Source organism: Pseudonocardia benzenivorans CB1190 (assembly GCF_000196675.2).
GTDB classification, from domain to species: domain Bacteria; phylum Actinomycetota; class Actinomycetes; order Mycobacteriales; family Pseudonocardiaceae; genus Pseudonocardia; species Pseudonocardia benzenivorans.
The window spans coordinates 1,534,349-1,558,234 of the sequence record NC_015312.1 but is presented as its reverse complement, the minus strand read 5'-3'; the positions used below and the strand labels follow the sequence as shown (position 1 = coordinate 1,558,234).

Sequence of the window (23,886 nt, the reverse complement as noted above, 5' to 3'; positions counted from 1 at the left end):
CCGGACCGCCTCCGGCGACCAGACCACGGCAGAGGGATGCGCACCGGCGCCCCCGACAGTTAGGGTCTGATAGTCGTCAGAACCCTCACGCCGTCGGAGGTGGTCGTGCGCGCCGTCGTTCTGTCCGGAGGCCTCACCCACGACTTCCCGGCCACCACGGCCTGCCTGACCGAGTTGCTGGAGAAAGCCGGGCTCGAGGTCGAGGTGCACACCGGCACCGCTGGGGTCGACTCCGCGCTGCTGGCACTTCCCGGGGCCGCGCTGTTCGTCGTCAACGCGCTGCGCTGGTCGATGACGGGCGACACGACGCCGGACCGCTACCGCGACAAGGCCGCCGAGGAAGGCGCGAGCCCCTCGGCGCGGGCCCGCGACGCCCTCGCGCGGCATCTCGCCGCGGGCGGCGGCGTCCTCGGGATGCACACGGCCGGCATCTGTTTCGACGACTGGCCGGGCTGGGGCGACACCCTCGGCGGGGCATGGGTGTGGGGCTCGTCGTCGCACCCGCCGCTGGGCCCGGAGGTCGCGGTCACGGTGGCGTCGTCACACCCGATCGTCGAGGGGCTGGACGACTTCCGCATCGTCGACGAGGTCTACAGCGACCTCGACATGCGCCCCGGGGTCGAACCGCTCCTGCAGGCACGCAGGCCCGGTGACGAGAACGGCCGGCCGCAGCCGCTGCTGTGGGCCCGCGAGCACGGGGGCGGGCGGGTCGTCTACGACGCGCTGGGGCATCACGTCCCGTCCTACGAGGTGCCCGAGCACCGCGAGATGGTGCGCCGGGCGATCGCCTGGGCCACCCGTGGCTGACGCGTGACCCACGGCCGACCGGCCCGCCGCGGCGGTGTCGTCCTCGCCGTCGCGACGGCGGGCATCGGGCTCGGCAGCATCCCCGGCTTCCTCTTCGGCTACCTCGGTCCGTTGTTCGAGGCCGACCTCGGCATCTCCAAACCCGCCCTCGGTGTGCTGATCGGGGTGTTCTTCGGCGCGACGGGCGTGGCGTCGACGGTCGGCGGCGCGTGGGCCGAGCGGCTCGGCGCCCACAAGGCCGTCGGGTTCGACCTGCTGGTCGTCGCGGCCGGCCTGCTCCTCGCCGTGCTCGTGCCGACCTACCCGTCGCTGCTGGTCATGGCCGCCGTCACCGGGGCCGGCTACGCGCTGGCCAACGCCGGCACGAACATGGCCGTCGCGGCGAGCATCGCGCCCGCGCGGCACGGCGTCGCGATGGCCGTCCGCACCGCCGGCGTCCCGGCGATCGGCGCAGTCCAGTCACTCGTCGGGGTCGCCGCGGCGGCCGCGTTCGGCTGGCGTCCGGTCCTCGCCGTCGTCGTGCCGGTGCTGGTCGTCGTCGCGGTCCTGTGCTTCCGGCTGCTCCCGGCGGCGCGGAGCGCGGGAGACCCGGCGGCGGCGGTCGTCGAGGCCCACGACCTCGTCGGCGACGGTCCCGGCACGCCCCGGCGCGTCCGCCTGCCCGCGGGGTTCGGTTGGTACCCGGTGGCGGCGTTCCTGCTCATCGCGGGCACCCAACCCATCTACTCGTGGTCAGTCGCCTACCTCGACGAGGTCGGCGGGATGTCGGTCGCGACGGCGGGCGCGCTCGCCTCGATCGGGTCGGCGGTCGCCGTCGTCGCGATGATCGTGCTGGCCGGACGGGCCGACCGCACCGGAGGCGACCGCGTCCGCCCGGTCGTGCTGCTCACCGCCGCGGCGACGGCCGGGGTCGCGCTGCTGTGGCTGGGCATCGTCGCCGGACCGGTGTCGATGACGGCCGGACTCGTCCTCGGCGGCGTCGCCCAGCTCACGGCGATAGGGCTGATGCATGCCGCCGTCGTGGCCACCGCACCGGACCTCGTCGGACGCGCGTCGGGCGCGACGATGGCCGGCTACTACCTGGGCGCGCTGCTCAGCGCGCCGTTGTTCGGGCTCTCGGTCGACGCGACGGGCGGTTACGGGCTCGGCTGGGGCGTGAGCGCGGGCCTCGCCGCGGCGAGCGTGCTGTGCTTCGTGCGCTGCCGGGCGGTGACGGCACGGGCCCGGGCCGGGCGTGCGCCCGCAAACTGAGGCCCCACGCGCAACCCTCACCGCAGTGCGCCAGGTGGAGAGCAGCCGTGAGGTTGCGCGCCGGACGTCGGCCGCAACCTCACCGTCCTCGGACCGGCCCGCAGCAGCGCTGCGGTGGCGGCCGGGTCCGTGCGGCGGGCCCGCTCGATCGGGCCTGCCCGGCTCAGTGCTGGCCGCGCCGGGTGCGCCGCGGCGGCGCCGAGGCGCCGACCGGGCCGCGGGCCAGCAGCGCGGCGGGGATGCCGTGGTCGGCACGCAGCCGGCGCAGCGCCGGGTCGGAGGTCCAGAACGACTCGAAGTCGTCGGGCGCGAACTTCTCCGCGATCAGGTGCATCGCGATGTCGTGGCGCACGTACTCGACCGCCACCAGCACCACGGCCGGGTCGTCGGTGAAGACGCCCCACGCGTCGCCGTTGACGACCCCGCCGATCACGGCCTGCTCCCGGTCCGCGGCGACGACGAGCAGCCGGCAGCCCAGGTTCTCCAGCGCCACGTCGGGCGTGGAGAACCGGTGCGGGATCGTCGTCCCGACGGGATCGGGATCGTCGCCGAACATGACGACCGAGACGTCGACGCCCTCGTCGTCGGCGCGGCGCACGACCGGCTTGAGCGGCTCGATCTCGGCCGGCCAGCCGGAGAGGAAGAGGTCGTCGCGCGCGGCGGCCACGACGTCCTCGGCCCGGGCGAGCAGCGACTCCCGGTCGGACAGGTTGTGCACGAGCCGCACCTGCGGCGGCGACGCGACCTGCGGGAGGGCCTCGCGCAGCGTGTCGATGGAGCTGTCGAAGTCGCGCCGCATCCGGTCGAGCAGGGCCGACGGCGGCAGGGAGATGTAGCCGACGCTCGCCTCACCCGCACGTACCTCGTACGCGGCGCCGCGCCCGACGAGCTTCGCCAGCGTCTCGTAGACGGTGCTGCGCGGAACGCCGGAGCGTTTGGCCACCTCGTAGCCGTTGAGCGGCGTGCCGGCCGCGACCAGGGCGACGTAGGCCTTGGCCTCGTAACCCGACATCCCGAGGCGCTGGAGCTCCTCGATGACGCTCTGCTGGGACATGCGCCCCATCGTCGCATCCGCAGGTGGAGTGGCGGGACTCCCCCGCCGCTGGTCGGGGCGTACGAGCACTACTCGACGCCGACCGAGTCGACCGACTTCGGCCGCGGCAGCGAGGCGAGCGCACCCTTGCTGATGCCGCCGTCGACGGCGATGGTCTGCCCGGAGATGTAGGACGCCTTGGCCGAGGCGAGGAAGAGCACGGCGTCGGCGATGTCGTCGGCGGTGCCGAGGCGGCCCTGCGGGACCCGGCTCTCGCGCAGCCGCCGCACCTCGGGGTCGGCGTTGACGGCGTCGGACATCCCGGCGTTGATCAGGCCCGGCGCGATGCAGTTGACGCGCACACCCGAGGGCGACCACTCGATCGCCATGTGCTCGGTGAGCATGACGATGCCGGCCTTGGACGCGGTGTAGGCGCCTGCGTTGGGGGCCGCGGCGAGGCCGTTGATCGACGCCATGTTGACGATCGCCCCGCCACCTGCCTCGATCATGCGGGCGGCGACGGCCCTCCCGACCAGGAACGTCCCGGTGAGGTTCACCTCGACCGCGGCGCGCCACTCGGCGGCGGCAAGAGTCAGGAGAGGCCCGAAGCGGGCGATCCCCGCGTTGTTGACCAGCAGCGCGGGCGCCACCGGCAACGCGGCTACGGCCGCGGCCACCGACTCCTCGTCGGTGACGTCGACGACCGACGGCACGCATGCCCCGCCCAGGTCGGCTGCCACGGCCTCGACCGCCGCGGCGTCGACGTCCCACGCGGCGACCCGGTATCCCTCCTTGACGGCGTTGCGGGCGATGACGGCACCGATGCCGTTGCCCGCGCCGGTGACCACGGCCCACTCGTTCGTCACGGCCGACCTCCGTCGTCGCTCCCGCTCCCCGGACGACAATCCGACGAGCGGCGTTGGCTTTCTGACGACGCTAGTGCGGCATCGGGTGCCCGTCTACAGGTCTTCCCCGCGCGTCGTGCCCCGGACCGGTGCAAATCCGCACGATTCGCCCACAAAGCCCCGACCGCGGGGACTCCCCGCGCCCCCGGAGGGTGTGCGACACTGACCACACGGCGCGACTAGTCGTCAGGCTTCTTACGGCGGGTCTGCGCCACGGATCGACTCCAGCTACGACGACGTTCCCAGGAGGCGCCGTGAGCGGCAGCATCCTCATCACCGGCGGCACGGTCATCGACGGCACGGGCTCCCCCGCCCGTGCGGACGAGGCGGTCCTGCTCCGCGACGGCCGCATCACCGCGCTCGGCCGGCAGGCGGTCGACGACGCGGAGGTGCACGGCGTCGACGAGCGCATCGACGCGACGGGCCGCACGGTCATGCCCGGGCTGATCGACGCGCACACCCACCTGACGTTCGGCGAGCCCACGGGCAACGACGAGCTGTTCAACCACCGCACCGAGGCCTACAGCTCGATGCTCTCGGCGTACAACGCGCGCAAGGTGCTGCGCGCGGGCGTCACGAGTGTGCTCGACGCGGACTGCCTGTGGAACATCGGCTGTGAGCTGCGCGACGCCATCGAGGCCGGGATCGTCGAGGGCCCGCGGATGCGCGCGGGCGGCCAGGCGCTGATGACGATGCTCGGCGGCACCGCCGGCCGGATGATCAAGGACGAGGGCCGTACCGGCTACGCCACCGTCGTCACCGGGCGGGACGTGATGGTCAACGAGATCCGTCGTCAGATCAAGTACGGCGTCGACTGGATCAAGATCATGGTGACGGGCCTGATCCCGTCGATGAAGGGCCCCGAGGTCAAGGTCTGGAACATCGACGAGCTGCGCACCGTCTGCGACACCGCGCACGAGCTCAACACCAAGGTCGTCGCGCACTGCCGCAACTCCGAGTCGACGCGCGACGCCGCCCGCGCCGGAGTCGACCTGATCTACCACGCCTCCTACCTCGACGACGAGGCCATCGAGGCCGTCATCGAGACCGGCGCCGCGATGTGCCCGACGTTCACCCTGCTGGGCAACCTCGCCGACTACGGCGAGAAGGTCGGCACCGCCCCCGAGCTGCTCGACGTCTTCCGCGCCGAGATCGAGGTCACCGCCAAGCAGCTCACCAAGGCCCACGCGGCCGGGGTCAAGTTCCTCACCGGGTCGGAGACGGGCTTCGCCGTCACGCCGGTCGGCGAGTGGCACGCCCGTGAGCTGGAGATGTTCGTCGACTACATGGGCATGTCGCCGATGGAGGCCATCGTCGCCGCGACCAAGAACGGCGCGTTCGCGATGCGCATGGAGGACGACCTCGGCACCCTCGAGCACGGCAGGGTCGCCGACGTCCTGGTGATCGACGGTGATCCGCTCGCCGACGTGCGCATCCTGCAGCAGAAGGACAAGATCGCCGAGGTCATCAAGGCGGGCAAGCGGATCGACCTCACCACTCCCATCCCGGAGCACAAGCAGCGGACGTCGGACCAGGTGCGGTTCCTGGCCGCCTGCCCGCTGACCCGGTCCCTGGCGTTCACCGAGGAGCAGCTGGAGCGGATGTCGCATGTCTGAGAGCACGGCCCCGAAGATCATCGACGTCCACGCCCACGCGGTGCTGGAGCTGACGGAAGGAGCCGCGGGCGCCGCGGGCCCCGAGCTCGGCACCACCGACGACGGCGTGCCGTTCTACCGCGTCGGCGACTACCGGCTGATGGGCGTCAAGTACGCGGGCAGCCCGTTCATGGACGTCGACGTCCGGCTCGCCGCCATGGACGCCGCGGGGATCGACCTGCAGGTCCTGTCCCCCAACCCGATCACGTACTTCAACGACCTCCCCGCCGACGCCGCCGCCGACTTCGCGCGCAAGCACAACGACGGGCTCGCGGAGCTCGTCGGCAAGCACAAGGGGCGCCTGCTCGCGACGGCCCAGCTGCCCGTGCAGGACATCGCCGCCTCGGTGGCCGAGGCCCGCCGCGCCGTGCGCGACCTGGGGATGCCCGGCGTCTACATCGACACCGACCCGGCCGGGCGCACCCTCGACGACCCCGAGCTCGACCCACTGTACGAAGCCCTGGTCGACCTGGACGCGCCGCTGTTCGTGCACCCGTCCCCGCTGGGCAAGAACGGCCCGGCCGACGACCCGCGGCTGCGTCGCTTCGACCTCGACCTGACGTTCGGCTTCGCCTACGAGGAGACGCTGGCCGTCGCGGCGATCGTCTTCGGCGGGGTGCTCGAGCGCCACCCGGGTCTCGACGTCTGCATCTCCCACGGCGGCGGCGCCGCGGCCTTCGTGTCGGGCCGGTTCGCCCGCGCCGTCGAGAAGCGGCCGTGGGCGACCAAGGCCCTGCGCGACAACGGATTCGACCACTACTACAAGCGCATCTGGTTCGACACCCACGTGCACGACGAGGAGTCGCTGGAGCTTCTCGTCAAGCACGCGGGAACCGAGCGCCTGGTGTTCGGCACCAACTTCGCGGGCTGGGACTCCGGCGCGGGCGAGCACCCTGCCGGCGGCCTCGGCCCCACCTTGACGGCGAACGCCGCGCGCCTGCTGCGTCTCTGACTCCCGCGATCCGCTCCCGGGGCGCGGCCGCCGCGCCGCCGCGTCCGGGGGCGCTGCCACACTGGTGGCCGGACGAGTGGCGTCCGGGCAAGGGGGCGGCGACGCCATGTCAGGCGGACGGGGCGGACACGGTGGACCCGACGCCCGCGACATCGTCTTCGTCGTGTTCGACGGGGTGAAGATGCTCGACGTCACCGGCCCCGCCGAGGTCTTCGCCGACGCCCACCGGTTCGGTGCCCGCTACCGGCTCGGTTACGTCTCCCCCACGGGCATGCCGGTGCGGACCTCGGTCGGGCTCCGACTGCCCGTCGACGGCGCCGCGGAGTCCGCACCCGATCCCGACACCGTGATCGTCGCCGGCGGCGACGTGCTCGCCGAACGGCCGGTCGCGCCGGATCTGGTCGGGGCCGTCCGAGAGCTGGCGGCACGCAGCCGGCGGGTCGTGTCGATCTGCACCGGCTCGTTCGCCCTGGCGGCGGCCGGCCTGCTCGACGGTCGACGGGCCACCACCCACTGGCAGCACGCCTCGCTGCTGGCCCGGACCCGCCCCCTGGTCCGGGTGGAGCCGGACGCGCTGTTCGTCGAGGACGACGGCGTCTTCACCTCCGCCGGGGTGTCGGCCGGGATGGATCTCGCGCTCGCGCTCCTCGAGCAGGACCACGGGCCCGAGCTGACCCGCACGGTGGCCCGCGATCTGGTGATGTTCATGCAGCGCCCGGGTGGACAGTCGCAGTTCTCGGCGACTCTGGAGCGACGCCCGCCCCGCACGCCCAGCCTGCGCACGGTGGTCGACCTGGTCGCCGCCCGCCCCGACCTCGACCACAGTGCACCCGCCCTGGCCGCGCGGGTCGGGGTCAGCCCGCGCCAGCTGACCCGGATGTTCGCGACGGAGCTGCAGTCCACCCCGGCCAGGTTCGTCGAGCAGGTCAGGCTCGACCACGCCCGGGCCCTGCTCGCCGACGGGCACGGCGTCGCGCAGGTCGCCACGCGGTCGGGATTCGGCAGCGCGGAGACGATGCGGCGCACCTTCGTCAACCGACTCGGGCTCTCTCCGAGCCAGTACCGGGCACGGTTCGGCACGACGCGCCGCGGCGCGGAGCCCCGCCGGACGCCGTGATCTCCCCCCGCGCGGGAGTGTCCGGATCTGTGGGACGCACGGCAGGTGTTGCGGTGGGTGTGCAGGTGTCCGCCCGCAAGACTGGAACCAGTCCAGTTCGCGCGAGCAGCACAGGAGAGCACCCCATGCCGGAGACGATCGCCGGGATCGAGATCCCCGACACCGAACTCGTCCGCCAGGCCACCGAACTCGTCCGCGCCGCGGCCGACGACACCCTGTTCCACCACTCCCGCCGTGTGTTCCTCTGGGGCTCTCTCAAGGCCGCGGCGCGCGGGCTCGAGGTCGATCCCCAACTCGCCTACGTCGGCGCCCTCTTCCACGATCTCGGGCTCACCGACACCCACCGCACCCGGGACCGCCGGTTCGAGATCGACGGCGCCGAGGTCGCCGAGGCCTTCCTGCTCGACCACGGCACATCCCCGGCCGACGCCCGCGCCGTCTGGCTGGGCATCGCGCTGCACACCACCCCGGAGGTCCCGCTGCACCTCGCGCCGGAGGTCGCCGTCGTCACCCTGGGCGTGGAGACCGACGTCCTGGGACTGGACCTGCACGAGATCACCGACGAGCAGCGCGCCCAGGTCGTCGCCGCGCACCCGCGCCCGGACTTCAAGAACCGGATCCTGCGGGCGTTCCACAACGGGATGGCCAACCGGCCCGACACCACGTTCGGAACGATGAACGACGACGTGCTCGCGCACTTCGACCCGTCCTTCCACCGGACGGACTTCGTCGAGATCATCCGTGGCAGCGCGTGGCCCGAGTGACCGCCGCGCCGGCGCCGCCGGGCGGGCGCACCGCCCGCCCGGCGGCGTGGGTCAGAGCAGCGCCTGGTAGGCCCCGCCGTCGATCGGCACCGCCGCGCCGGTGAGGAAGCCCGCCTGCTGCGAGCACAGGAACGCGACGACGGCACCGAAGTCCGCGGGGTTGCCGAGGCGGCCGGCGGGGACGTCGGCGAGCGCGCCGTCGAGCACCGGGCCCTCGGAGCCGTAGACGCCGGTGACCCGGTCGGTCTCGTGCAGCCCGGGCTGGACGGAGTTGACCGTCACGCCGTCGGCGGCGATCTCGCGGGCCAGCGTGCGCAGGAAGCCCGTCGCGCCGGAACGCGCGGTGTTCGACAGCGCCAGGTTCATGTACGGCTGGCGCACGCCCAGCGACGTGATCGCGACGATCCGCCCCCACCCGCGCTCACGCATGCCGGGCGTCGCGGCCAGGCACATCGCGACGACCGCGAGCAGGCTGCGATCCAGCGCCGCCTGGTAGGCGTCGAGCGGCACCTCGGTGACGATCCCCGGGGCCGGGCCGGGACCGTTGACGACGAGGATGTCCACCCCGCCCATCCGCTCGGCCGCGCCGTCGACGAACGCCGTCGCCCCCTCGGGGCCGCGCAGGTCGGCGACCAGCCACTCGGTGCCGCCGCCCAGCTTCTCCGCGGCGGCACGTGCCCGGTCGGCATCGGAGCTGCAGATCGTCACCCTCGCGCCCTCGGCGACGAGCGCCTCCGCGCTGGCGTACCCCAGCCCCGTGCTGGCCGCGGCCACCGCCGCGCGCTTTCCCGCGATCCCGAAGTCCATGCCCTCATCCTTCCGGGCCGCCCCCGCCCTCGTGCAGGAACGGCACTTTCCCGCAGCCCAGCTGCAGGAAAGTGCCGTTCCTGCACAAGGCGCCGAACCCTCAGCCGACGTCGATCTCCTCGCCGGAGTCCACATCGGTCACGACGAGGGCGCCGGCGGGGCAGGCCCGCGCGAGGTCGAGGATGCGCTCGTCGGACGGCTGCGTCGCGCCGGGGACGATCTCGGCGATCTCGTCGTCGTCGAAGCGGAAGACGTCGGGGGCGTCGGCCACGCACTTGCCGGAGCTCATGCAGACGTCGCGGTCGACACTGATGCGGTAGGTCACGGTCGGCTCACCCCCCCAGCAGGACGGGGTAGGTGCCCCAGTACGGGCGGGCGGTGGATGTGTCGCGCTGCGGCGGGTTGTCGGGGTCGCGGCGGACGCCGACGCCGAACATGTGCCGCACGGCCCCGGTGACGAGCCCGTAGAGGTGGTCGTCGGGGTCGGTGCCCTGGACGGCGACGACCCCGGCGGCGAGGTCCTGTCCGATGCAGACGTGCATACCGGCGGCGAAGCTCAGCCCGAACGGCGCGACGCCCGGCGGCATGGTGCGCGTCGGGTCGAAGTCCGCGGCGTCGGGCCCGAAGAGCTCGGTGTCGCGGTTGATCGCCTGCAGGTCGAGGACGACGATCGAGCCCTCCGGGATGTGCACCCCGGAGCGCAGGGTCACGTCGGCCAGCGCCCGGCGACGTCCCGTGGGGCTCGACGGGTTGAGCCGCACCGTCTCGTGGATGCAGCGCTGCACGAACAGCGCGTCGTCGCGGACCTTCGCGGCGTCCTCGGGGTGCGCCTCGAGCCAGCCCAGGATGTGGTCGATCGAGCGGACGAACGCGGTCGCGCTGGTGTGTGCGCCCGCGAGCAGGAAGAACGCCACCTCACGACGGATGACGTGCCGCGGCAGGTCCAGCTCCTCGCGGTGGCGCAACAGGGTGGCGAGGACGTCGCGCGGGACGTCGACGTCCTCCCCTGCGGCCTCGCGGGCCAACAGGTCCTCCCGGCGGGCGATCGACGGCGCCAGGAACTCCTCGTCCCAGTCGTCGAGCGCCTTCGCGATCTCGGCGCGCAGCGCGTCCTTGTCACCGGTGTAGTGCGCCATCGTCGCACCCTCGATGAACTTCGCGTTGTAGTCGTAGAGCCGCCCGGTCTCCTCCGCGGTGCCCAGCGGCCGGTCGATACCGGCGGTGAGCGCGGAGAGGTTGAGCATCAGCTCGTGCCCGAGGTGCACCAGGTCGACGCGGCCCGCCTCCAGGTAGGGCGCCAGCGTCTGGACCGTCACCTCCGGGAAGAGCTCACGCTCGTAGCGCTCGAACACGTCCCGACGGAACATCCGGTTCTCGACGCGCCGCCGGTCGCGATGCTCCTGCCCGTGCAGGTTGACGAGCACGCCGGACATGACGACCTCGCCCTCGTCGTAGAGCGACTGGCGCAGGTCCTTGTTGCGGTACGCGTCCTTGGCGTCCGCGAAGGTGCTCAGCACGATCGTCGAGGCCTCGGCCCCCTCGGCGACTGCGGTCATGGTTCCTCCGTGGTGGTGGGCGCCTGTGCACAGGCTTCGACGGCGGCCGCGACGCGCAGCGCGGCGACCCCGTCGTCGAACGTCGGGACGTCGTCGGTGTCGCCCGCGGCGAGGCTGCGGACGAGCAGGGCGAACGGTTCGGTGGGGCCGCCGTCGGCGGCGATGAGCGGGCGCAGGCCGTCGTCGCCGGTCCGGGCACCGCGCAGCCCCACCGGGAAGTGCCCGGTGTGCCCGGCGGCCTCCGCGACGAGGACGCCCTCGGAGCCGTGCACCACCAGCCGCCAGCCGGCCCCGAACGGGGCGACCCACGAGGTGTGCACGGACACGACGGCACCGTCGGCGGTGCGGGCGGTGTAGGCGGCGCTGTCGACGCTGGTGGCGGGGACCGGGCCGGCGTCGCCGGGCCACTCGGGCTGCCGGGTGGCGACGGTGCCCCGCACGTCGGTGAGCTCCCCGAACGTCCAGCGCAGGACGTCGGTGGTGTGCAGCCCGTGCACCCGCAGGGAGCTGGCCCCGTCGGCGGCGTCGGCGCACCAGCCCGACGACGCGACCGCGGCCGGGTTGGTGAACGTCGGGTAGAACGCCTCGGCGGCGACGTTGTCGACGCGGCCGACGTAACCGTCGAGCACGAGCCGGCGCAGCTCCGCGATGCCGGGGCGGAACCGCGACTGCATGTCGACGACGCCGCAGACACCGGCGTCGGCCGCGGCCCTCACCATGGCGAGCCCGTCGTCGACGGTCGGGGCGAGCGGTGCCTCGCACAGCACGTGCTTGCCGGCCGCGATCGCCGCGAGCGCCATCTCCCGGTGCCGGCTGGGCCGGGTGGCCACGTCGACGATGTCGACGTCCGGGTCGGCGCACAGCGCCTCGAACCCGACGTGGGCGTGCGGGACGTCGAACTTCGCGGCGACGGCGTCGGCGGTCTCGCGGTGCGCGGTGGCCACGGCGACCAGCTCGACGATGCCGGCCGCGGCGAGCTCGGCGTAGACGGGCAGGTGGGTCCCCGACGCGTAGCTCGCGCCGACGACCCCGACCCGCAGCGGACGAGCCATCATGCCCGGACCGCGGCGGGGTCGGCCGCCGGCTCGAGCTGCGGCAGCACCTCGGTGCCGAACAGCTCCATGGCCTCGAGGACGGCGGCGTTGTCGGGCCCGGTCGGGTAGCGGAAGATCATCAGGAAGTCGTCGACGCCGGCCTGGTCGCGGAACCGGCCGATGGTGTCGACGCACTCCTCGGGCGTGCCGAACACGAAGCGGTCGCGGACGAACTCCTCGAGCGTGATCTGGTCCGACGACGTGACGCCGGGCAGGTCGGTGATGGCGCCGTAGTCGAACAGGGTGCGCGCCATGGCGAGCGCGGTGTCGCCGAACTTCGCCAGCGCGGCCTCACGGTCGCGGTAGGGCCAGCAGAACCGGATCGAGGTGACGTGCGGGTCACGGCCCCCGGCCGCGGCGGCCTCCCGGTACTGGTCCGCCATCGCCTTCATCGTGTCGAGCGACATCAGCGCGTTGGTGATCCAGCCGTCGGCCAGCCGGCCCGCGCGGCGCAGCCCGCCCGGCGTCCACGCGGCGAGGTGCAGCGGCACCCCTTCCGGACGCACCGGTCGCGGGATCACGGACACGTCGTCGAAGCTGTAGATGGTGTCGGAGAAGGAGAACCGTTCGTTGGTGTGCGCCGCGCGCAGGATGCGGACGGTCTCGTCGAACCGCTGCGCGCGGTCGTCCCACGAGACGCCGACGGTCGAGTAGTCGACGGGCATGTACCCGACGCCCAGGCCCAGCCAGGCGCGACCGCCCGAGAGCTGGTCGAGCATCGCGGCGTCCTGCGCGAGTTCGACCGGGTTGTAGAGCGGGGCGATCGCGATGGCCGTGCCGACCTTCACGTTGCGGGTCCGTGCCGCGATCGCGAACGACAGGTGCAGCGGGGAGCCGAAGTACTCGTCGGAGTACTTGTGCTCGGTGGTGAGCGCCGCGGAGAAGCCCAGCCGGTCGGCGGCCTCGGCCTGCTCGAGGATCTCGCCGAGCACCGTGTGCGGGTCGCCGGTGACCAGCCCCTGGGTGAACAAGACTCCGACCGACATCGTGGCTCCTCGTGGTGGATGGATGGGCGGGTCACGGCATCGGGACCCGCCCGGCTTCAGTGCGCCTGCCGCGCCTCGGCCGGCTGCGGGTCCGCGGCCGGGTCGAGGTGGACCAACGCGATCCGGGTGTCGAGCATGCTCGGCATCCCGGCGTGCAGCACGGTGCCGTGGTCGCCGCGGTCGTCGACACCGCGCGCGACGGCCCGGCCCGCGATCCGGCCGAGCGTGAGGCCGCCGCAGATGTGGATGCCCCCGAGGTCGGACACGGGGTTGAGCCCGCCGACGCAGTCGCCGCCCGCGAACAGGCCGGGGATGGGCGCGCCGAAGACATCGACGACCTGCATGTCGGTCGTCGTGCGGAAGCCGCCGCAGCAGAAGTTGATGCCCTCGATCATCGGGACCGCGGTGAACGGGCCGGTCGCGCACCTGCGGCGCCCCGGCGGCAGCACGACCCGGCCGTGGTCGGGGTCGACGTCGCCGTCGGTGTCGAGGAACGCGTTCCAGCGGTCGACGGTGGCGCGCAGCGCGTCGGCCGGGACGCCGATCGTCGCGGCCAGCTCGTCGAGGGTGTCGGCCCGGACCGGCGGCTCCGGCATCTGGCCGATCAGTCCCTCCTTCTCGCGGGCGACGACGTCGTCGACGACGTACCAGGCCCGCCGGTTCGGCTGGGCGTGCAGCTTCTCGACGCGCTCCTCGTAGGGCCCGGCCTCGTCGTGGAAGCGCTCCCCCGCCTCGTTGACCGCGATCGCGTCCTCGACGACCGACGACGACACGATCACCAGCGGTGGCACGAACGTCATGTTGATGAGGTCGCCGCCGACGGCCTGGCCCATGAGGTGCCCGGCGCCGCGGCAGGAGTCGACGCCCAGGTAGGGCGCCCGGGCGACGAACTCGGGCTGGTAGCGACGCCGCAGCTCCGGGTTGGACTGGTAGCCGCCCGTGGCGAGCACGACCCCGTTGCGGGCGGAGATCTGCACCGGGGTCCCGTCGGCGCGGTGGGCCAGCACCCCCGTGACCCGTCCGTCGGTCACGACGAGCCGGTCGGCGAGCGTCCGGTACAGGGTCGTGACGTTGTCGCGCTCGAAGTCGGGCCGGAACGCGCGGCCGATCATCCACGTGTCCTCGACGGCGGCCATCCGGTCGACGCTGTGCTGCTTGGGCCGCGGGATGAACCGGCTGAACCGGACTCCCCGCTCGGTGAGGATGCGGTAGGTCTCGGCCGACTCGCGGGCGAACAGCCGCACCAGCGCCTCGTCCCACTCGACGCCGAACTGGTCGCGCGCGAGGTCGACCATGTGCCGGGCGTCGGCGACGAAGGTCTCCTCGCTGTCGACGATCCCCTGCTCGGCCTGCATCTGCGAGTTCACGAAGGCCAGGTAGCCCGTCGACCACACCGCGTTGCCCCCGATGTGGTCCATCGCCTCGACCGCGACGACCTGCGCACCCTCCGCCGCGGCGGCCGAGACCGCCGCCATCCCGGCGGGACCGGTCCCGAGGACGACGACGTCGGCCTCGTAGGTCTCGGCCACGGTGACCGCCTTTCGACGAGGTGAGCGGAGTCACCAGACCTTCTAACGCCGACGATGCGGCGTCAACCCCCTAACGACGAGTCGTCGGCTGCCCGCCCGTGAGCGGCGATCGTCGCTGTGGCGACCGTCGCCACGCACGACCCGGGGCGGCGCCGAGGCCGAGCCCGGCGAGCCCGATCGGAGCCCGAGCCAGCGTGACGCCGCTCAGGAGACGCGGTCGAGGACCGGCAGCAGCGACGGCAGGTCCGTCTCGTAGAAGGACACGTAGCCGAAGCCCCAGCGTTCGCGCAGCTCGGCGAGCCGCTCGGCGACCGCGCCCGCCGGCCCGATCAGCGCGTGCGGCGACGCCAGCAGCTGCTCGGGGGCCAGGTCCAGGCCGAAGGTCGCGATCCGGCGGGCGGCCGCGTCCAGCGGGTCCTCGGTGACCTCCGACCAGTACGCCACCAGGTGCAGGACCGGGTCCCGGTCCCCCGCCGCCGCGCGCACCCAGCCGACCTTCTCGTCGGTCGCGTCCGCCGAGGCCGACGCCGTCGCGTGCGCGCCGAGGCGGCCTTCACGGATGTCGAAGTTCACCCCGACCACGTCGGCGGTCCGGCCGGCGAGCGTCAGCACCCGCCGACCCCCGCCGCCGACGAACAGCCGCGGCGACGTCGCCGGGGCGGGCACGTTGCACAGGTTCCGGACGGCGACGCCGGGCGCGTCGAGAGTCGTCGGCGCGACGGCCGGGCCCTCGGCGGGGAAGAGGGCGCGCAGCAGGTCGAGGGTGCCGGCGAGCCGGTCGATCCGCCGTCCGGGCGGCTCGCGGACGATGCCGGAGACGGCGTAGTCGTCGTCCATCCACCCGGCGCCGACGCCGATCTCCAGGCGACCGTCGCACAGCACCGCCAGCGAGGCGATCTCCTTGGCCAGCACGGCCGGGAGCCGGAAGTCGTTGTTGAGCACCAGCGTGCCGAGCCGGATCCGGTCCGTGACCTGGGCGGCGGCGGCGAGCGCGACGAGCGGGCTGATCGGGGCGCGGTCGAAGTGGTCGGTGGCGTGCAGCGTCGACAGGCCGGCGTCCTCCATCCGCCGCACCCGGTCGCACCACTGCTTCCGGGACGTCACCGGCTCCATCATGAGGACACCGAACTCCATCGCGGGCTCCGTTCTTCGATCCACGGAGCCTGGACGGCCCCACTGCCGCTTGCTAGCGTCGTTAGAAGTATCACGCCGACTCACCGGACAGGGACCACGCCGATGCAGACGATCACCCTCGACGGCTATGCCGACGTCCGCGAGGCCTTCCGGCAGCACGATCTGGAGCAGGCCCTGTACGACGCGGGGGGCGTCGTCATGGCCGACTGCCTGCTCGTGCTGCACGGATCCGACCATCGCCGCAGGCGCCGCGTCGAGAACCGCCTCTTCCGCCGCGGCACGTTCCGGTACTGGGAGAAGGCGTTCCTGCGTGACGTCGTGCGCGACACGCTGGCCCCGTTCGTCGAGGCCGGCCGCGCCGACCTGCAGGAGCTCGGCTACCGCACGATCATGAACCTGACGGCGATGGTCGCCGGGCTCGACCAGCCGACGGGGTCGGTCGAGGAGACCGACGCGCTCTACCGCTTCGCCAAGAAGTTCTCCGAGGGCGCGACGCTCGTGCACACCACCCGCGACCCCGAGGAGGTCCGCGCGGAGGTCCAGCAGGCGCTCGACGACTTCGACGCCATGTTCCTGCAGCCCTCGATCGCGCGGCGCCGCGCGCTGCTCGCGCAGCTCGACGCCGGCGAGATCACCGAGGACGACCTGCCGCGCGACGTCCTCACCGCACTGCTGCGCAACTGGGACGAGCTCGAGATCGACGACGACATCCTGCGCCGCGAGTGCGCGTTCTACCTGCAGGCGGGCTCGCACTCCACCGCCGACGCGTTCACCCACGCCGCCGACGACTACTTCGCCTGGGCGGCCCGCGACCCGCAGGCGGCCGAGAAGGCCCGCCAGGACCCGGCGATCCTGCAGCGCTGCGTCTACGAGACGCTGCGGCTGCACCCGGCGAGCCCGGTCGCCCAGCGCCGCGCGCTCGCCCCGATCACGCTGCGCGGCGGCACCGAGATCCCGGAGGGCTCGGCCGTGGTGCTCGACCTGGCCGCCGCCAACCGCGACCCCGCCGTCTTCGACCGCCCCGACGTGTACGACCCGCTGCGCGAGGTGCCGGCCGAGGTGCCGCGCTGGGGGCACGCCTTCGGTGGCGGGATGCACGCATGCATCGGGACGGAGCTCGCGGGCGGGGTGCCGTCGTCGGAGAAGTCCCCCGACGAGGCGCACGAGCAGGTGCTCGGCACCGTCACGCTGATGCTCGACGCGCTGCTCGGCGCCGGTGGCCGCCCCGATCCGGACAAGGCGCCGCAGCGCGACCCGCACTCGGCGCGCGACCACTTCTCGTCGTACCCGGTCGTCTTCGGGGCATGACGAGCGCCCGCGCCACAGTCGAGAGGTTCCTCGCCGCCGTCGGCGCCGGGGACCCCGACGCCGCCGCGGCCTGCTTCGCCCCCGGCGCGACGTACGCGAACATGCCGCACCCGCCCGTCGTCGGCCCCGAGGGCGTGCGAGGGCTGCTCGCGCCGATCCTCGACCGTGCCGAGTACGTCGAGTGGGAGATCGTCACCGCGAGCTTCGCCGAGACGCGGGCCTGGCTGGAACGAGTCGACCGGTTCCGCATCGACGGCCGCGAGTACGCCATCGAGTGCAACGGCGTCGTCGAGATCGACCCGGACAGCGGGCTGATCACGGCGTTCCGCGACTACGTCGACCTCGGCCTGTGGCGGTCCCGGCTCGGAGATGCGCTGGGATGAGCCTGCGCGTCGGGATCGGGCTCTACACCGGGCAGGGCAGCGACTACCGCGACGCCGTGCCGCTCGCGGTCGCAGCCGAGCGGGCCGGCTTCGACTCGTTCTGGGTGACCGAGCACCACGGCCTGCCCGACGGCTACCTCCCGTCACCGTTGACGCTGCTGGCGGCGCTGGCGCCCGCGACGTCCCGGATCGAGCTGGGGACGGGACTCGTGCTGGCCCCCCTGCAGCACCCGCTGCGGCTGGCCGAGGACGCCGTCGTCGTCGACCGGCTGTCGGGCGGGCGGCTGGTCCTCGGGCTCGGGCTCGGGTACGCCGAGCACGAGTACCGGGCGTTCGGCGTCGATCCGGCGTCGCGCGGGGCGCGCCTGGAAGCCCTGGTCGGCTCGCTGCGGGACGCGTGGACCGGCACGAGCTTCTCGGCGCCGGAGCTGGGCCTCTCCGACGTCCGCGTCACCCCCACCCCGACCCGGCCCATCCCGATCTGGCTCGGCGGGTACGCGCCCGCTGCCGTCACCCGGGCCGGGCGGATCGCCGACGGGCATCTCGTCGGCCGCGGTGCGCCGCACATCGTCGACGCCGCGTCCGCGCAGCTCGCCGCCGTCCGCGACGCGTCCGACCCGACCTTCACCCGGGCCGTCAACGTCACCTGCGTGCTCGACGCGCTCGGCGGCGGCGCGGCCTCGGCCCGGGCCGGCTTCGAGGCCCAGCAGCTGGTCTACGAGTCGATCCAGGCCGGCCGCCCGGTGTACGCCGGGCTGGTCGGCGACCCGTCCGGCTCGGCCGGCCTCGCCCTCGGCTCCATCGACGAGTACATCCAGGTCGCCGGGGGTGTCGACGACGTCGTCGCCGGGTTGCGGAAGGTGCTCGACGGGCTGCGCGACTGGGCGAACGTGCACCTCGTGCTGCGGGTGCTGTTCCCCGAACCGGACCTGGACGTCCAGCTCACCCGGCTCGCCATCCTCGGCGAGCAGGTCCTGCCCCGGCTCCGAGCCGACGACACGGAGGTCTGACGACGATGCGCATCGAGGACCGGGTGGCCATCGGCGACCTGATGGCCCTGTACTGCGAGCGGGTCGACGAGTACGACATCGACGCCGTCGCCGCACTGTTCACCCCCGACTGCGTGACCGACTACGGCCCTGGCCGCGGCGGGCTCGTCACGGGCCGGGAGGCGGTGCGCGACCGGATCGCCGGTGGTCAGGCCCAGTTCCGGCGGACCCACCACCAGCTCGGGCAGAGCCGCGTGACCTTCGACCCCGCCGACCCCGACCGGGCTACCGCCGTCACCTACGTCACCGCCTCGCACGAGGAGTGGGAAGGCCGGCAGTGGCGGGCGCACCTGCGCTACCTCGACGTCCTCGCCCGCACACGCGACGGCTGGCAGTTCGCCGAGCGCCGGGTGCACGCCGCCGTGATCGAGAACCGTCCCGAGATCACCTGGGAGTGGGTTCCCCGCCAGGAGCCCGCCGTGCGCGCCTGACGGCCGTCGCGCCCGGTTCAGCACGGTTGCCCCGTTCCTAGATTCCTGATAACAATGTCCCTGGTTCAGCGCGTGAGCTGGACCATGATCGTCATCGGCGCCGATCCCCGGAGGCACTGTCGTGACAGCGAACCCCCTCGACCAGATGCAGGTCATCCACGTGGACGACCAGCCATGGGTGGAGTACGAGGACGAGACCGGCTTCATCCCGCCGGGCGCCGCGGTGAAGCCGCTCGTCGACCCGGAGAGCGGGCACACGTTCATGCTCACCCGGTTCGCGCCGAACTACCGGGCCCCCTCGCACTGGCACCCGTCCGACACGATCTACATCATCACCCAGGGCGAGTTCTCGGTGGAGGGCGAAGGCACCTACCGGCCGGGCGACGTCCGGTGGGTGCGCGGCGGCACCGCGTACGGCTCCGAGTCGGCCGGACCCGAGGGCTGCCAGTTCTACATCGTCAGCATGGGCCCGTTCGACGTGAACGACCCCGAGGCCGACGCCCCGCCCCGCGGCGACTGGCGGGCGGTCAAGAACGTCTGACCGCCCGCCTCCGGAGCTAGGCGGGCAGCGGGACGTTCGCCGCGAACAACCCGGCAGGGTCGTAGCGTCGGGCGATGCGCCGCAGCCGGTCGCGGTCGCGGCTCCCCCACTGCCGCGCGACCAGCTCCGCGTCTGCCGGACCGAGCAGGTTGACGAGCCCCTCGCCGGCCGCCCACGGCTGCAGGGCGGCGGCGAGGGCATCGGCCCGCTGCGGGACCGCGGTGGCGGTGGGGCCCGCCAGCACCCCCAGCGCGTACACCGAGAAGGCGGCGTGCCGGCCCGAGACGGCGTTGGGCGACAACGGCTCTCGGGCGATCGCGCCGCCCAGCAGCCGGAGCTCGACCATCGTCAGCGGCGAACCGGCGTCCGGCCCCGTCTGCGCGAGCAACGCGTCGACGGCCTCGGTGGGCAGCGTGGCCAACGTGATCCCGCGGTCCCGGACGGGCATCGGCGTCGTCGGGTCCATGTGGACGGCGTCGATCGCCGCGTACGGCATCTCCGCGACGGCGTCCAGCAGCGCCGGGGCGAGCGCCCGCATCGGGGCGAGCAGCCGCTCCCCCTCGTCGGGTGTGCCGAGGTGGCAGAACCGCAGGTGGACGACGGAGCGCCCGCGCAGCGGCTCCGGCAGCGCCGGGTCGGGCGGCAGCTGCAGCAAGGCGACCGATGTGGACGCGTCGTCGGGCAGCGTCGGCGCCCAGGCACGCCAACCGTGCAGGACCGCGGCGGCCGCGTCGGCCGCGAAGAAGACGCCGCCGCCGTAGAAGCGGGCCACGGGCAGCAGCCCGAACTCGATCCCGGTGACGATGCCGAGGTTGGCCTTGCCACCACGGACCGCCCAGAACAGGTCCGGATCGCAGCGCTCGTCGACGTCGCGGGCGACGCCGTCGGCGGTGACGATCGTGAAGCGCCGCACGTGGTCGGCGGCGAACCCGAACCGGCGGGCCATCGGGCCGAGCCCGCCGCCCGTCGTGTAGCCGACGACCCCCACGCCGGACGACGAGCCGTTGAGCGGCGCGAGCCCGTGCGGGGCGGCCGCGTCGATCACCTGCCGCCAGGTCGCACCGGCCTGCACCCGAGCCGTCCGCTCCGCGCGGTCGATCGCGACCCCGGCCATCCGGCGGGTCGAGACCAGGACGGTGCCGTCGAGGGCGTCCACCAGGCCGTGGCCGGTGGCCTGCACGGCGACGCGCCGTCCGGTGCGGGCGGCGAAGCGGACGGCGGCGGCGACGTCGCCGGTCGTCGTGGCGCCGACGACGAGCGACGGCGAGGGCCTGATCGCCGCGTTGAACCCGGCGACCTCGTCGGCGAAGGCGGGGTCGGCCGGGGTGAGGACGGGCCCGGCGATGGAAGCGAGGTCGGTGTCGACGAACGTGGTCACGGGACTCTCCTGTCGCGGAAGGGGGATCAGCGGGCGGCGACGACGTCGATCTCGACGGCCATGCCGGGGATCGCGAGCCGGGTGACGCCCAGCAGGGTCGCGGGCGGGGTGGCACCGAACGCGGCGAGGCGCTCGGTGACGGCCCCGTAGCCGGCGAGGACGGCGTCGACGTCGACGGCGTAGACCGTCAGCTTCAGGACGTCACCGAGGTCCATCCCGCCGCGGGCGAGCACGGTCTCGACGTTGGCCATGGCCAGTGCGAGCTGCGCGGTGACGTCGCCCTCGTGCACGAGTGCGCCGTGCTCGTCGACGGGGCCCTGCCCGGCGAGGGTGAGCACCCGGGCCGGCGCGGGGCGCAGCTGCGCCTGGTCGTAGCCGAAGGCGGCGTTCCAGCTGGTGGGGTTGATGCGGCGCACGGCAGGCGCGGTCGTCGTCATGCCGGTAACACTGCGGCGGCTCCGGCACCGCGGGTATCCCAGACCTCCGGGGAGTCCGACCCCCAGAGATCTGGGGTACCGCCCGCGGTGGGGCACTTGCACACTGGGCGCATGCCCGCCCCCTCGGCCGACCGGACCCGCGCCCGGATCCAGGCGCTGGCCACCGCCGGCCTCGATCTGCCGACGTTCGCCACCGCCGCGGTCGAGGTCCTGCGCACCGCGCTGCCGTTCAGCGCCGCGTGCGTCGGGACCGTCGACCCGGCCACCGAGATCGTCACCGCCACCGTGAAGTGGGGCGGGCTGACCGACGGCGAGGACGACCAGTGGGCGTTCCACGAGTACGAGGCGCCCGACCTCTACGACTTCCGTGACGTGATGCGCCGGCCGGGCGCCGTCGCCTCGACCCACCACGAGACCGACGGCGACCCGCACCGCTCGCGGCGGTTCACCGAGTTCTTCCACCCCACCTACGGGTTCGACGACGAGCTGCGGGCGGGCTGCAGCGCCGACGGCATCACCTGGGGACTCTTCGCGCTGTTCCGCGACGGCCCCGGCTCGGCCTTCACCGTGGCCGAGCACGAGTTCGTCAGCAGCGTGTCGTCGGCCTTCGCGGTCGGCTACCGGACGGCGCTGCTCACCAACGCCGCGGACCCGGTCGTCACGGCCGGGGTCGACGGGCCGGGGGTTCTCGTCGTCGACGCGGCGGGTGAGGTGGCGCAGGCCAACCTCGCCGCCGCCGCGCACGTCGACGACCTGGGTGGCGGCGCGATCGGCGACGATCCGCTGCCGTTCCCGGTGCTCGCGCTGGTCGGCGCCGCGCGCCGGTTCGCGCTCGGCGAGGTCACGCTGACCCCGCGCTCGCGGCTGCGCACCCGCTCGGGCCGCTGGGTGGTCGTGCACGCCTCACCGCTGGTGTCGCGCAACGGCTCCGGGACCGACGTCGTGGTCACCATCGAGGAGGCCCGGCCGCCCGAGATCGTGCCGCTCGTCGTCGCCGCGTTCGGGCTGACCGCGCGCGAGCAGGACGTCGTCACGCTCGTGCTCCGCGGCGTCGACACCACCGAGATCGCCCGGACACTGCACCTGTCCGCCTACACCGTCCAGGACCACCTCAAGTCGATCTTCGACAAGGTGGGGGTGCGCAGCCGCCGGGAACTGACCGGCCGGGTCTTCCTCGACCAGTACGCGCCTCGCCTCGCCGCCCGCGCCCCGCTGACCCCGTCGGGCTGGTTCGCGGACCCGACCCCCGAACGAACGGCACGGTCGCGCAACTGAACGGCACCACTGTGCCGTTCGTGCCGGGGGCTCAGTCCGCGAGGGCCGTCGACGCCGCGATGCGCCCGAAACAGAAGGCCTCGGAGAGGTTGGCGCCGTCGGCGGGGTAGAGCATGCCGACGGGTTGCCCCAGTTCACCGGCGGCGTAGAGCCCGGGGATCGGCACGTCGTAGGGGTCGAGCACCCGGCCGGCGGCGTCGCGACGGGGCCCGCCGCAGGTGTTGGACCCGCCCGGGTAGAGCGGCACGCAGTAGTAGGGCGGCGAGTCCAGCGGCACGAGGGTGTCGGCGGCCCGGCCCAGTGGGTCGACGCCCGCCGCGCAGGCCGCGTTGTACTCCGCGACGGTGCGCGCCAACGCCTCCGGGTCCTCCATCCCGGCCGCGGCGGCGGCCTGGGCCGGCGTGTCGCCGCGGGCGATCCAGCCGCGCTCGATCTCCGCCGAGTTGTCGGGGCTCCAGTCGTAGAGGCCGACCTTCACGGCACCGATGTGGGCCAACGTGAGCGGGCCCGCGGTACGGCGCCGCTCGTCGAAGACCCACCAGCTGGGGATGCGGCTGTAGGCGGCGCGGTCGTAGTCGTAGCGCAGCATCTCGTAGTAGAAGCCGTGCAGGAGCTGCGCCTGCATCGTCTCGTTCGCGTAGCGCTCACCACGGCGGTCGACGATGACGTGCCCGGGCGGGTCGATGTCGATGATGAAGTTGAGCCACCCGCCCTCGGCGGACTCCAGCGGGAAGTGCCCGATCGCACGGCCGATCATGGTGTTCATGTGCCACAGCCCCGCGCCGGCGGCCTGGGCCATGCGGACGCCGTCGCCGGTGTTGCCGGGGTTGCCGTAGAAGTGCACGGGATGGGCGCGGAGGTTGTCGCGCTTGAGGTCCTCGTCGAACTCGTAGCCGCCGCACGAGAGCACGACGCCGTGGCGCGCCCGGAGCGGCCCGGTGTCCGTGGCCACCCCGACGACCCGCCCCTCCTCGACGATCAGCCTGCGCGCGGGTGTCGCCCACCGCACGTCGACGCCCCGTTCGTGGACGGCGGCCGCGACGGCGGCGAAGAGCGCGTCGCCCCCGCCGGCCGTCGGGTCGAGCCGGAACGCGGCGTCGCCCGGCTGGTGGACGCCGACGGCGTCGGCCCCGGGGAGGTCGGGGTGTTCGGCGGTGTTGATGCGCGAGAACGTGAGGCCCGCCGTGGTGCGCAGCCAGTCGAGGACGTCGGTGGCCGAGGTCGCCCAGGCCGCGGTGACGTCGGCAGGGACCATCCCGCCCGCGCAGGCGTCGAGGTAGGCCGCGCCCTTGCCGGCGTCGTCGACGGCCATGACGAGCCCGCCGGACATCCGGGTGCTCGGGGTGTGCGCACCGGCGGCCTGCTTCTCGCACACCACCACGCGGGCGCCCGCGTCGTGCGCGGTGATCGCCGCCGCCGCCCCGGCGCCACCGAACCCGACGACGACCAGATCGACCTCGTCCACAGCCACCCCTGTCGTGAGAGACCTACCGA

The 23,886-nt window shown here is 73.6% G+C and carries 24 protein-coding genes; 12 read left to right on the top strand and 12 right to left on the bottom strand.

The genetic code is table 11. The features are described 5' to 3' along the window. Window positions 1–105: 105 nt before the first annotated feature. On the top strand, window positions 106–807 hold the full coding sequence (locus tag PSED_RS07560) for a ThuA domain-containing protein (protein ID WP_013673661.1): 702 nt from the start codon (window positions 106–108) through the stop codon (window positions 805–807). A 3-nt stretch (window positions 808–810) separates the two neighbouring features. Beyond that, on the top strand, window positions 811–2,058 hold the full coding sequence (locus PSED_RS07555; protein ID WP_013673660.1) for an MFS transporter: 1,248 nt from the start codon (window positions 811–813) through the stop codon (window positions 2,056–2,058). 163 nt (window positions 2,059–2,221) lie between these two features. Here the strand turns inward: PSED_RS07555 and PSED_RS07550 are convergent, their stop codons facing one another. Further along, window positions 2,222–3,112: a TrmB family transcriptional regulator gene (locus PSED_RS07550; protein ID WP_041759390.1), complete on the bottom strand. Its 891-nt coding sequence runs from the start codon at window positions 3,110–3,112 to the stop codon at window positions 2,222–2,224. A gap of 68 nt (window positions 3,113–3,180) precedes the next feature. Continuing rightward, window positions 3,181–3,957: an SDR family NAD(P)-dependent oxidoreductase gene (locus tag PSED_RS07545; protein WP_013673658.1), complete on the bottom strand. Its 777-nt coding sequence runs from the start codon at window positions 3,955–3,957 to the stop codon at window positions 3,181–3,183. Between the two features lie 293 nt (window positions 3,958–4,250). On the opposite strand from PSED_RS07545, the gene PSED_RS07540 reads away from it, so the two are divergent. The 4 genes from PSED_RS07540 to PSED_RS07525 all read left to right on the top strand — a co-directional run bounded on the left by PSED_RS07540 (window position 4,251) and on the right by PSED_RS07525 (window position 8,484). Beyond that, window positions 4,251–5,612, top strand: coding sequence for a metal-dependent hydrolase family protein (locus PSED_RS07540; RefSeq protein WP_013673657.1), 1,362 nt, complete (start codon window positions 4,251–4,253; stop codon window positions 5,610–5,612). Next, entirely contained in the window at window positions 5,605–6,603 is a 999-nt protein-coding gene (locus PSED_RS07535; protein WP_013673656.1) for an amidohydrolase family protein, read from the top strand. The genes PSED_RS07540 and PSED_RS07535 overlap by 8 nt, the downstream gene beginning before the upstream one ends. 106 nt (window positions 6,604–6,709) lie before the next feature. Then, window positions 6,710–7,720: a GlxA family transcriptional regulator gene (locus tag PSED_RS07530; RefSeq protein ID WP_013673655.1), complete on the top strand. Its 1,011-nt coding sequence runs from the start codon at window positions 6,710–6,712 to the stop codon at window positions 7,718–7,720. Between the two features lie 125 nt (window positions 7,721–7,845). Next, complete coding sequence (locus PSED_RS07525) at window positions 7,846–8,484, top strand: HD domain-containing protein (protein ID WP_013673654.1); 639 nt, start codon at window positions 7,846–7,848, stop codon at window positions 8,482–8,484. 51 nt (window positions 8,485–8,535) lie between these two features. Here PSED_RS07525 and PSED_RS07520 read toward each other — a convergent pair whose 3' ends face one another. The 7 genes from PSED_RS07520 to PSED_RS07490 form a co-directional block, all read right to left on the bottom strand. Beyond that, on the bottom strand, window positions 8,536–9,291 hold the full coding sequence (locus PSED_RS07520; protein WP_013673653.1) for an SDR family oxidoreductase: 756 nt from the start codon (window positions 9,289–9,291) through the stop codon (window positions 8,536–8,538). Window positions 9,292–9,391: 100 nt separating this feature from the next. Next, on the bottom strand, window positions 9,392–9,616 hold the full coding sequence (locus PSED_RS07515) for a ferredoxin (protein ID WP_013673652.1): 225 nt from the start codon (window positions 9,614–9,616) through the stop codon (window positions 9,392–9,394). A 7-nt stretch (window positions 9,617–9,623) separates the two neighbouring features. Then, window positions 9,624–10,847, bottom strand: coding sequence for a cytochrome P450 (locus tag PSED_RS07510; protein WP_013673651.1), 1,224 nt, complete (start codon window positions 10,845–10,847; stop codon window positions 9,624–9,626). Then, a complete protein-coding gene (locus PSED_RS07505; protein WP_013673650.1) occupies window positions 10,844–11,902 on the bottom strand; it encodes a Gfo/Idh/MocA family protein in 1,059 nt (352 codons plus the stop codon). The genes PSED_RS07510 and PSED_RS07505 overlap by 4 nt, the downstream gene beginning before the upstream one ends. Then, window positions 11,899–12,927, bottom strand: coding sequence for an LLM class flavin-dependent oxidoreductase (locus PSED_RS07500; protein ID WP_013673649.1), 1,029 nt, complete (start codon window positions 12,925–12,927; stop codon window positions 11,899–11,901). Before PSED_RS07500 ends, PSED_RS07505 begins: the two co-directional genes overlap by 4 nt. A gap of 56 nt (window positions 12,928–12,983) precedes the next feature. Continuing rightward, window positions 12,984–14,456, bottom strand: a complete 1,473-nt coding sequence (locus PSED_RS07495) for an FAD-dependent oxidoreductase (protein ID WP_013673648.1) — start codon at window positions 14,454–14,456, stop codon at window positions 12,984–12,986. A 204-nt stretch (window positions 14,457–14,660) separates the two neighbouring features. Further along, complete coding sequence (locus PSED_RS07490; RefSeq protein ID WP_013673647.1) at window positions 14,661–15,590, bottom strand: TIGR03621 family F420-dependent LLM class oxidoreductase; 930 nt, start codon at window positions 15,588–15,590, stop codon at window positions 14,661–14,663. A gap of 102 nt (window positions 15,591–15,692) precedes the next feature. On the opposite strand from PSED_RS07490, the gene PSED_RS07485 reads away from it, so the two are divergent. The 5 genes from PSED_RS07485 to PSED_RS07465 all read left to right on the top strand — a co-directional run bounded on the left by PSED_RS07485 (window position 15,693) and on the right by PSED_RS07465 (window position 19,302). Next, the gene (locus PSED_RS07485; protein WP_013673646.1) at window positions 15,693–16,898 is read left to right on the top strand and encodes a cytochrome P450; all 1,206 of its coding nucleotides are present in this window, start codon (window positions 15,693–15,695) and stop codon (window positions 16,896–16,898) included. Then, complete coding sequence (locus tag PSED_RS07480; RefSeq protein ID WP_013673645.1) at window positions 16,895–17,281, top strand: nuclear transport factor 2 family protein; 387 nt, start codon at window positions 16,895–16,897, stop codon at window positions 17,279–17,281. Before PSED_RS07485 ends, PSED_RS07480 begins: the two co-directional genes overlap by 4 nt. Beyond that, window positions 17,278–18,291, top strand: a complete 1,014-nt coding sequence (locus PSED_RS07475) for an LLM class flavin-dependent oxidoreductase (RefSeq protein WP_013673644.1) — start codon at window positions 17,278–17,280, stop codon at window positions 18,289–18,291. Before PSED_RS07480 ends, PSED_RS07475 begins: the two co-directional genes overlap by 4 nt. 5 nt (window positions 18,292–18,296) lie before the next feature. Further along, on the top strand, window positions 18,297–18,761 hold the full coding sequence (locus PSED_RS07470; RefSeq protein WP_013673643.1) for a nuclear transport factor 2 family protein: 465 nt from the start codon (window positions 18,297–18,299) through the stop codon (window positions 18,759–18,761). Window positions 18,762–18,882: 121 nt separating this feature from the next. Then, window positions 18,883–19,302, top strand: a complete 420-nt coding sequence (locus tag PSED_RS07465) for a cupin domain-containing protein (RefSeq protein ID WP_013673642.1) — start codon at window positions 18,883–18,885, stop codon at window positions 19,300–19,302. A 16-nt stretch (window positions 19,303–19,318) separates the two neighbouring features. On the opposite strand, the gene PSED_RS07460 is transcribed toward PSED_RS07465, so the two are convergent. Together PSED_RS07460 and PSED_RS07455 are read right to left on the bottom strand one after the other, a co-directional pair. Beyond that, window positions 19,319–20,680 carry an FAD-binding oxidoreductase gene (locus tag PSED_RS07460; RefSeq protein ID WP_013673641.1) on the bottom strand — a complete coding sequence of 454 codons (1,362 nt, stop codon included), beginning with the start codon at window positions 20,678–20,680 and terminating at the stop codon, window positions 19,319–19,321. Window positions 20,681–20,706: 26 nt separating this feature from the next. Beyond that, window positions 20,707–21,117 (bottom strand): RidA family protein, encoded by a 411-nt coding sequence (locus PSED_RS07455; protein WP_013673640.1) that lies wholly within the window; start codon window positions 21,115–21,117, stop codon window positions 20,707–20,709. A 111-nt stretch (window positions 21,118–21,228) separates the two neighbouring features. On the opposite strand from PSED_RS07455, the gene PSED_RS07450 reads away from it, so the two are divergent. Then, complete coding sequence (locus PSED_RS07450) at window positions 21,229–22,392, top strand: response regulator transcription factor (RefSeq protein WP_013673639.1); 1,164 nt, start codon at window positions 21,229–21,231, stop codon at window positions 22,390–22,392. A 31-nt stretch (window positions 22,393–22,423) separates the two neighbouring features. On the opposite strand, the gene PSED_RS07445 is transcribed toward PSED_RS07450, so the two are convergent. Continuing rightward, window positions 22,424–23,857 (bottom strand): FAD-dependent oxidoreductase, encoded by a 1,434-nt coding sequence (locus PSED_RS07445; protein WP_013673638.1) that lies wholly within the window; start codon window positions 23,855–23,857, stop codon window positions 22,424–22,426. Window positions 23,858–23,886: the final 29 nt, after the last annotated feature.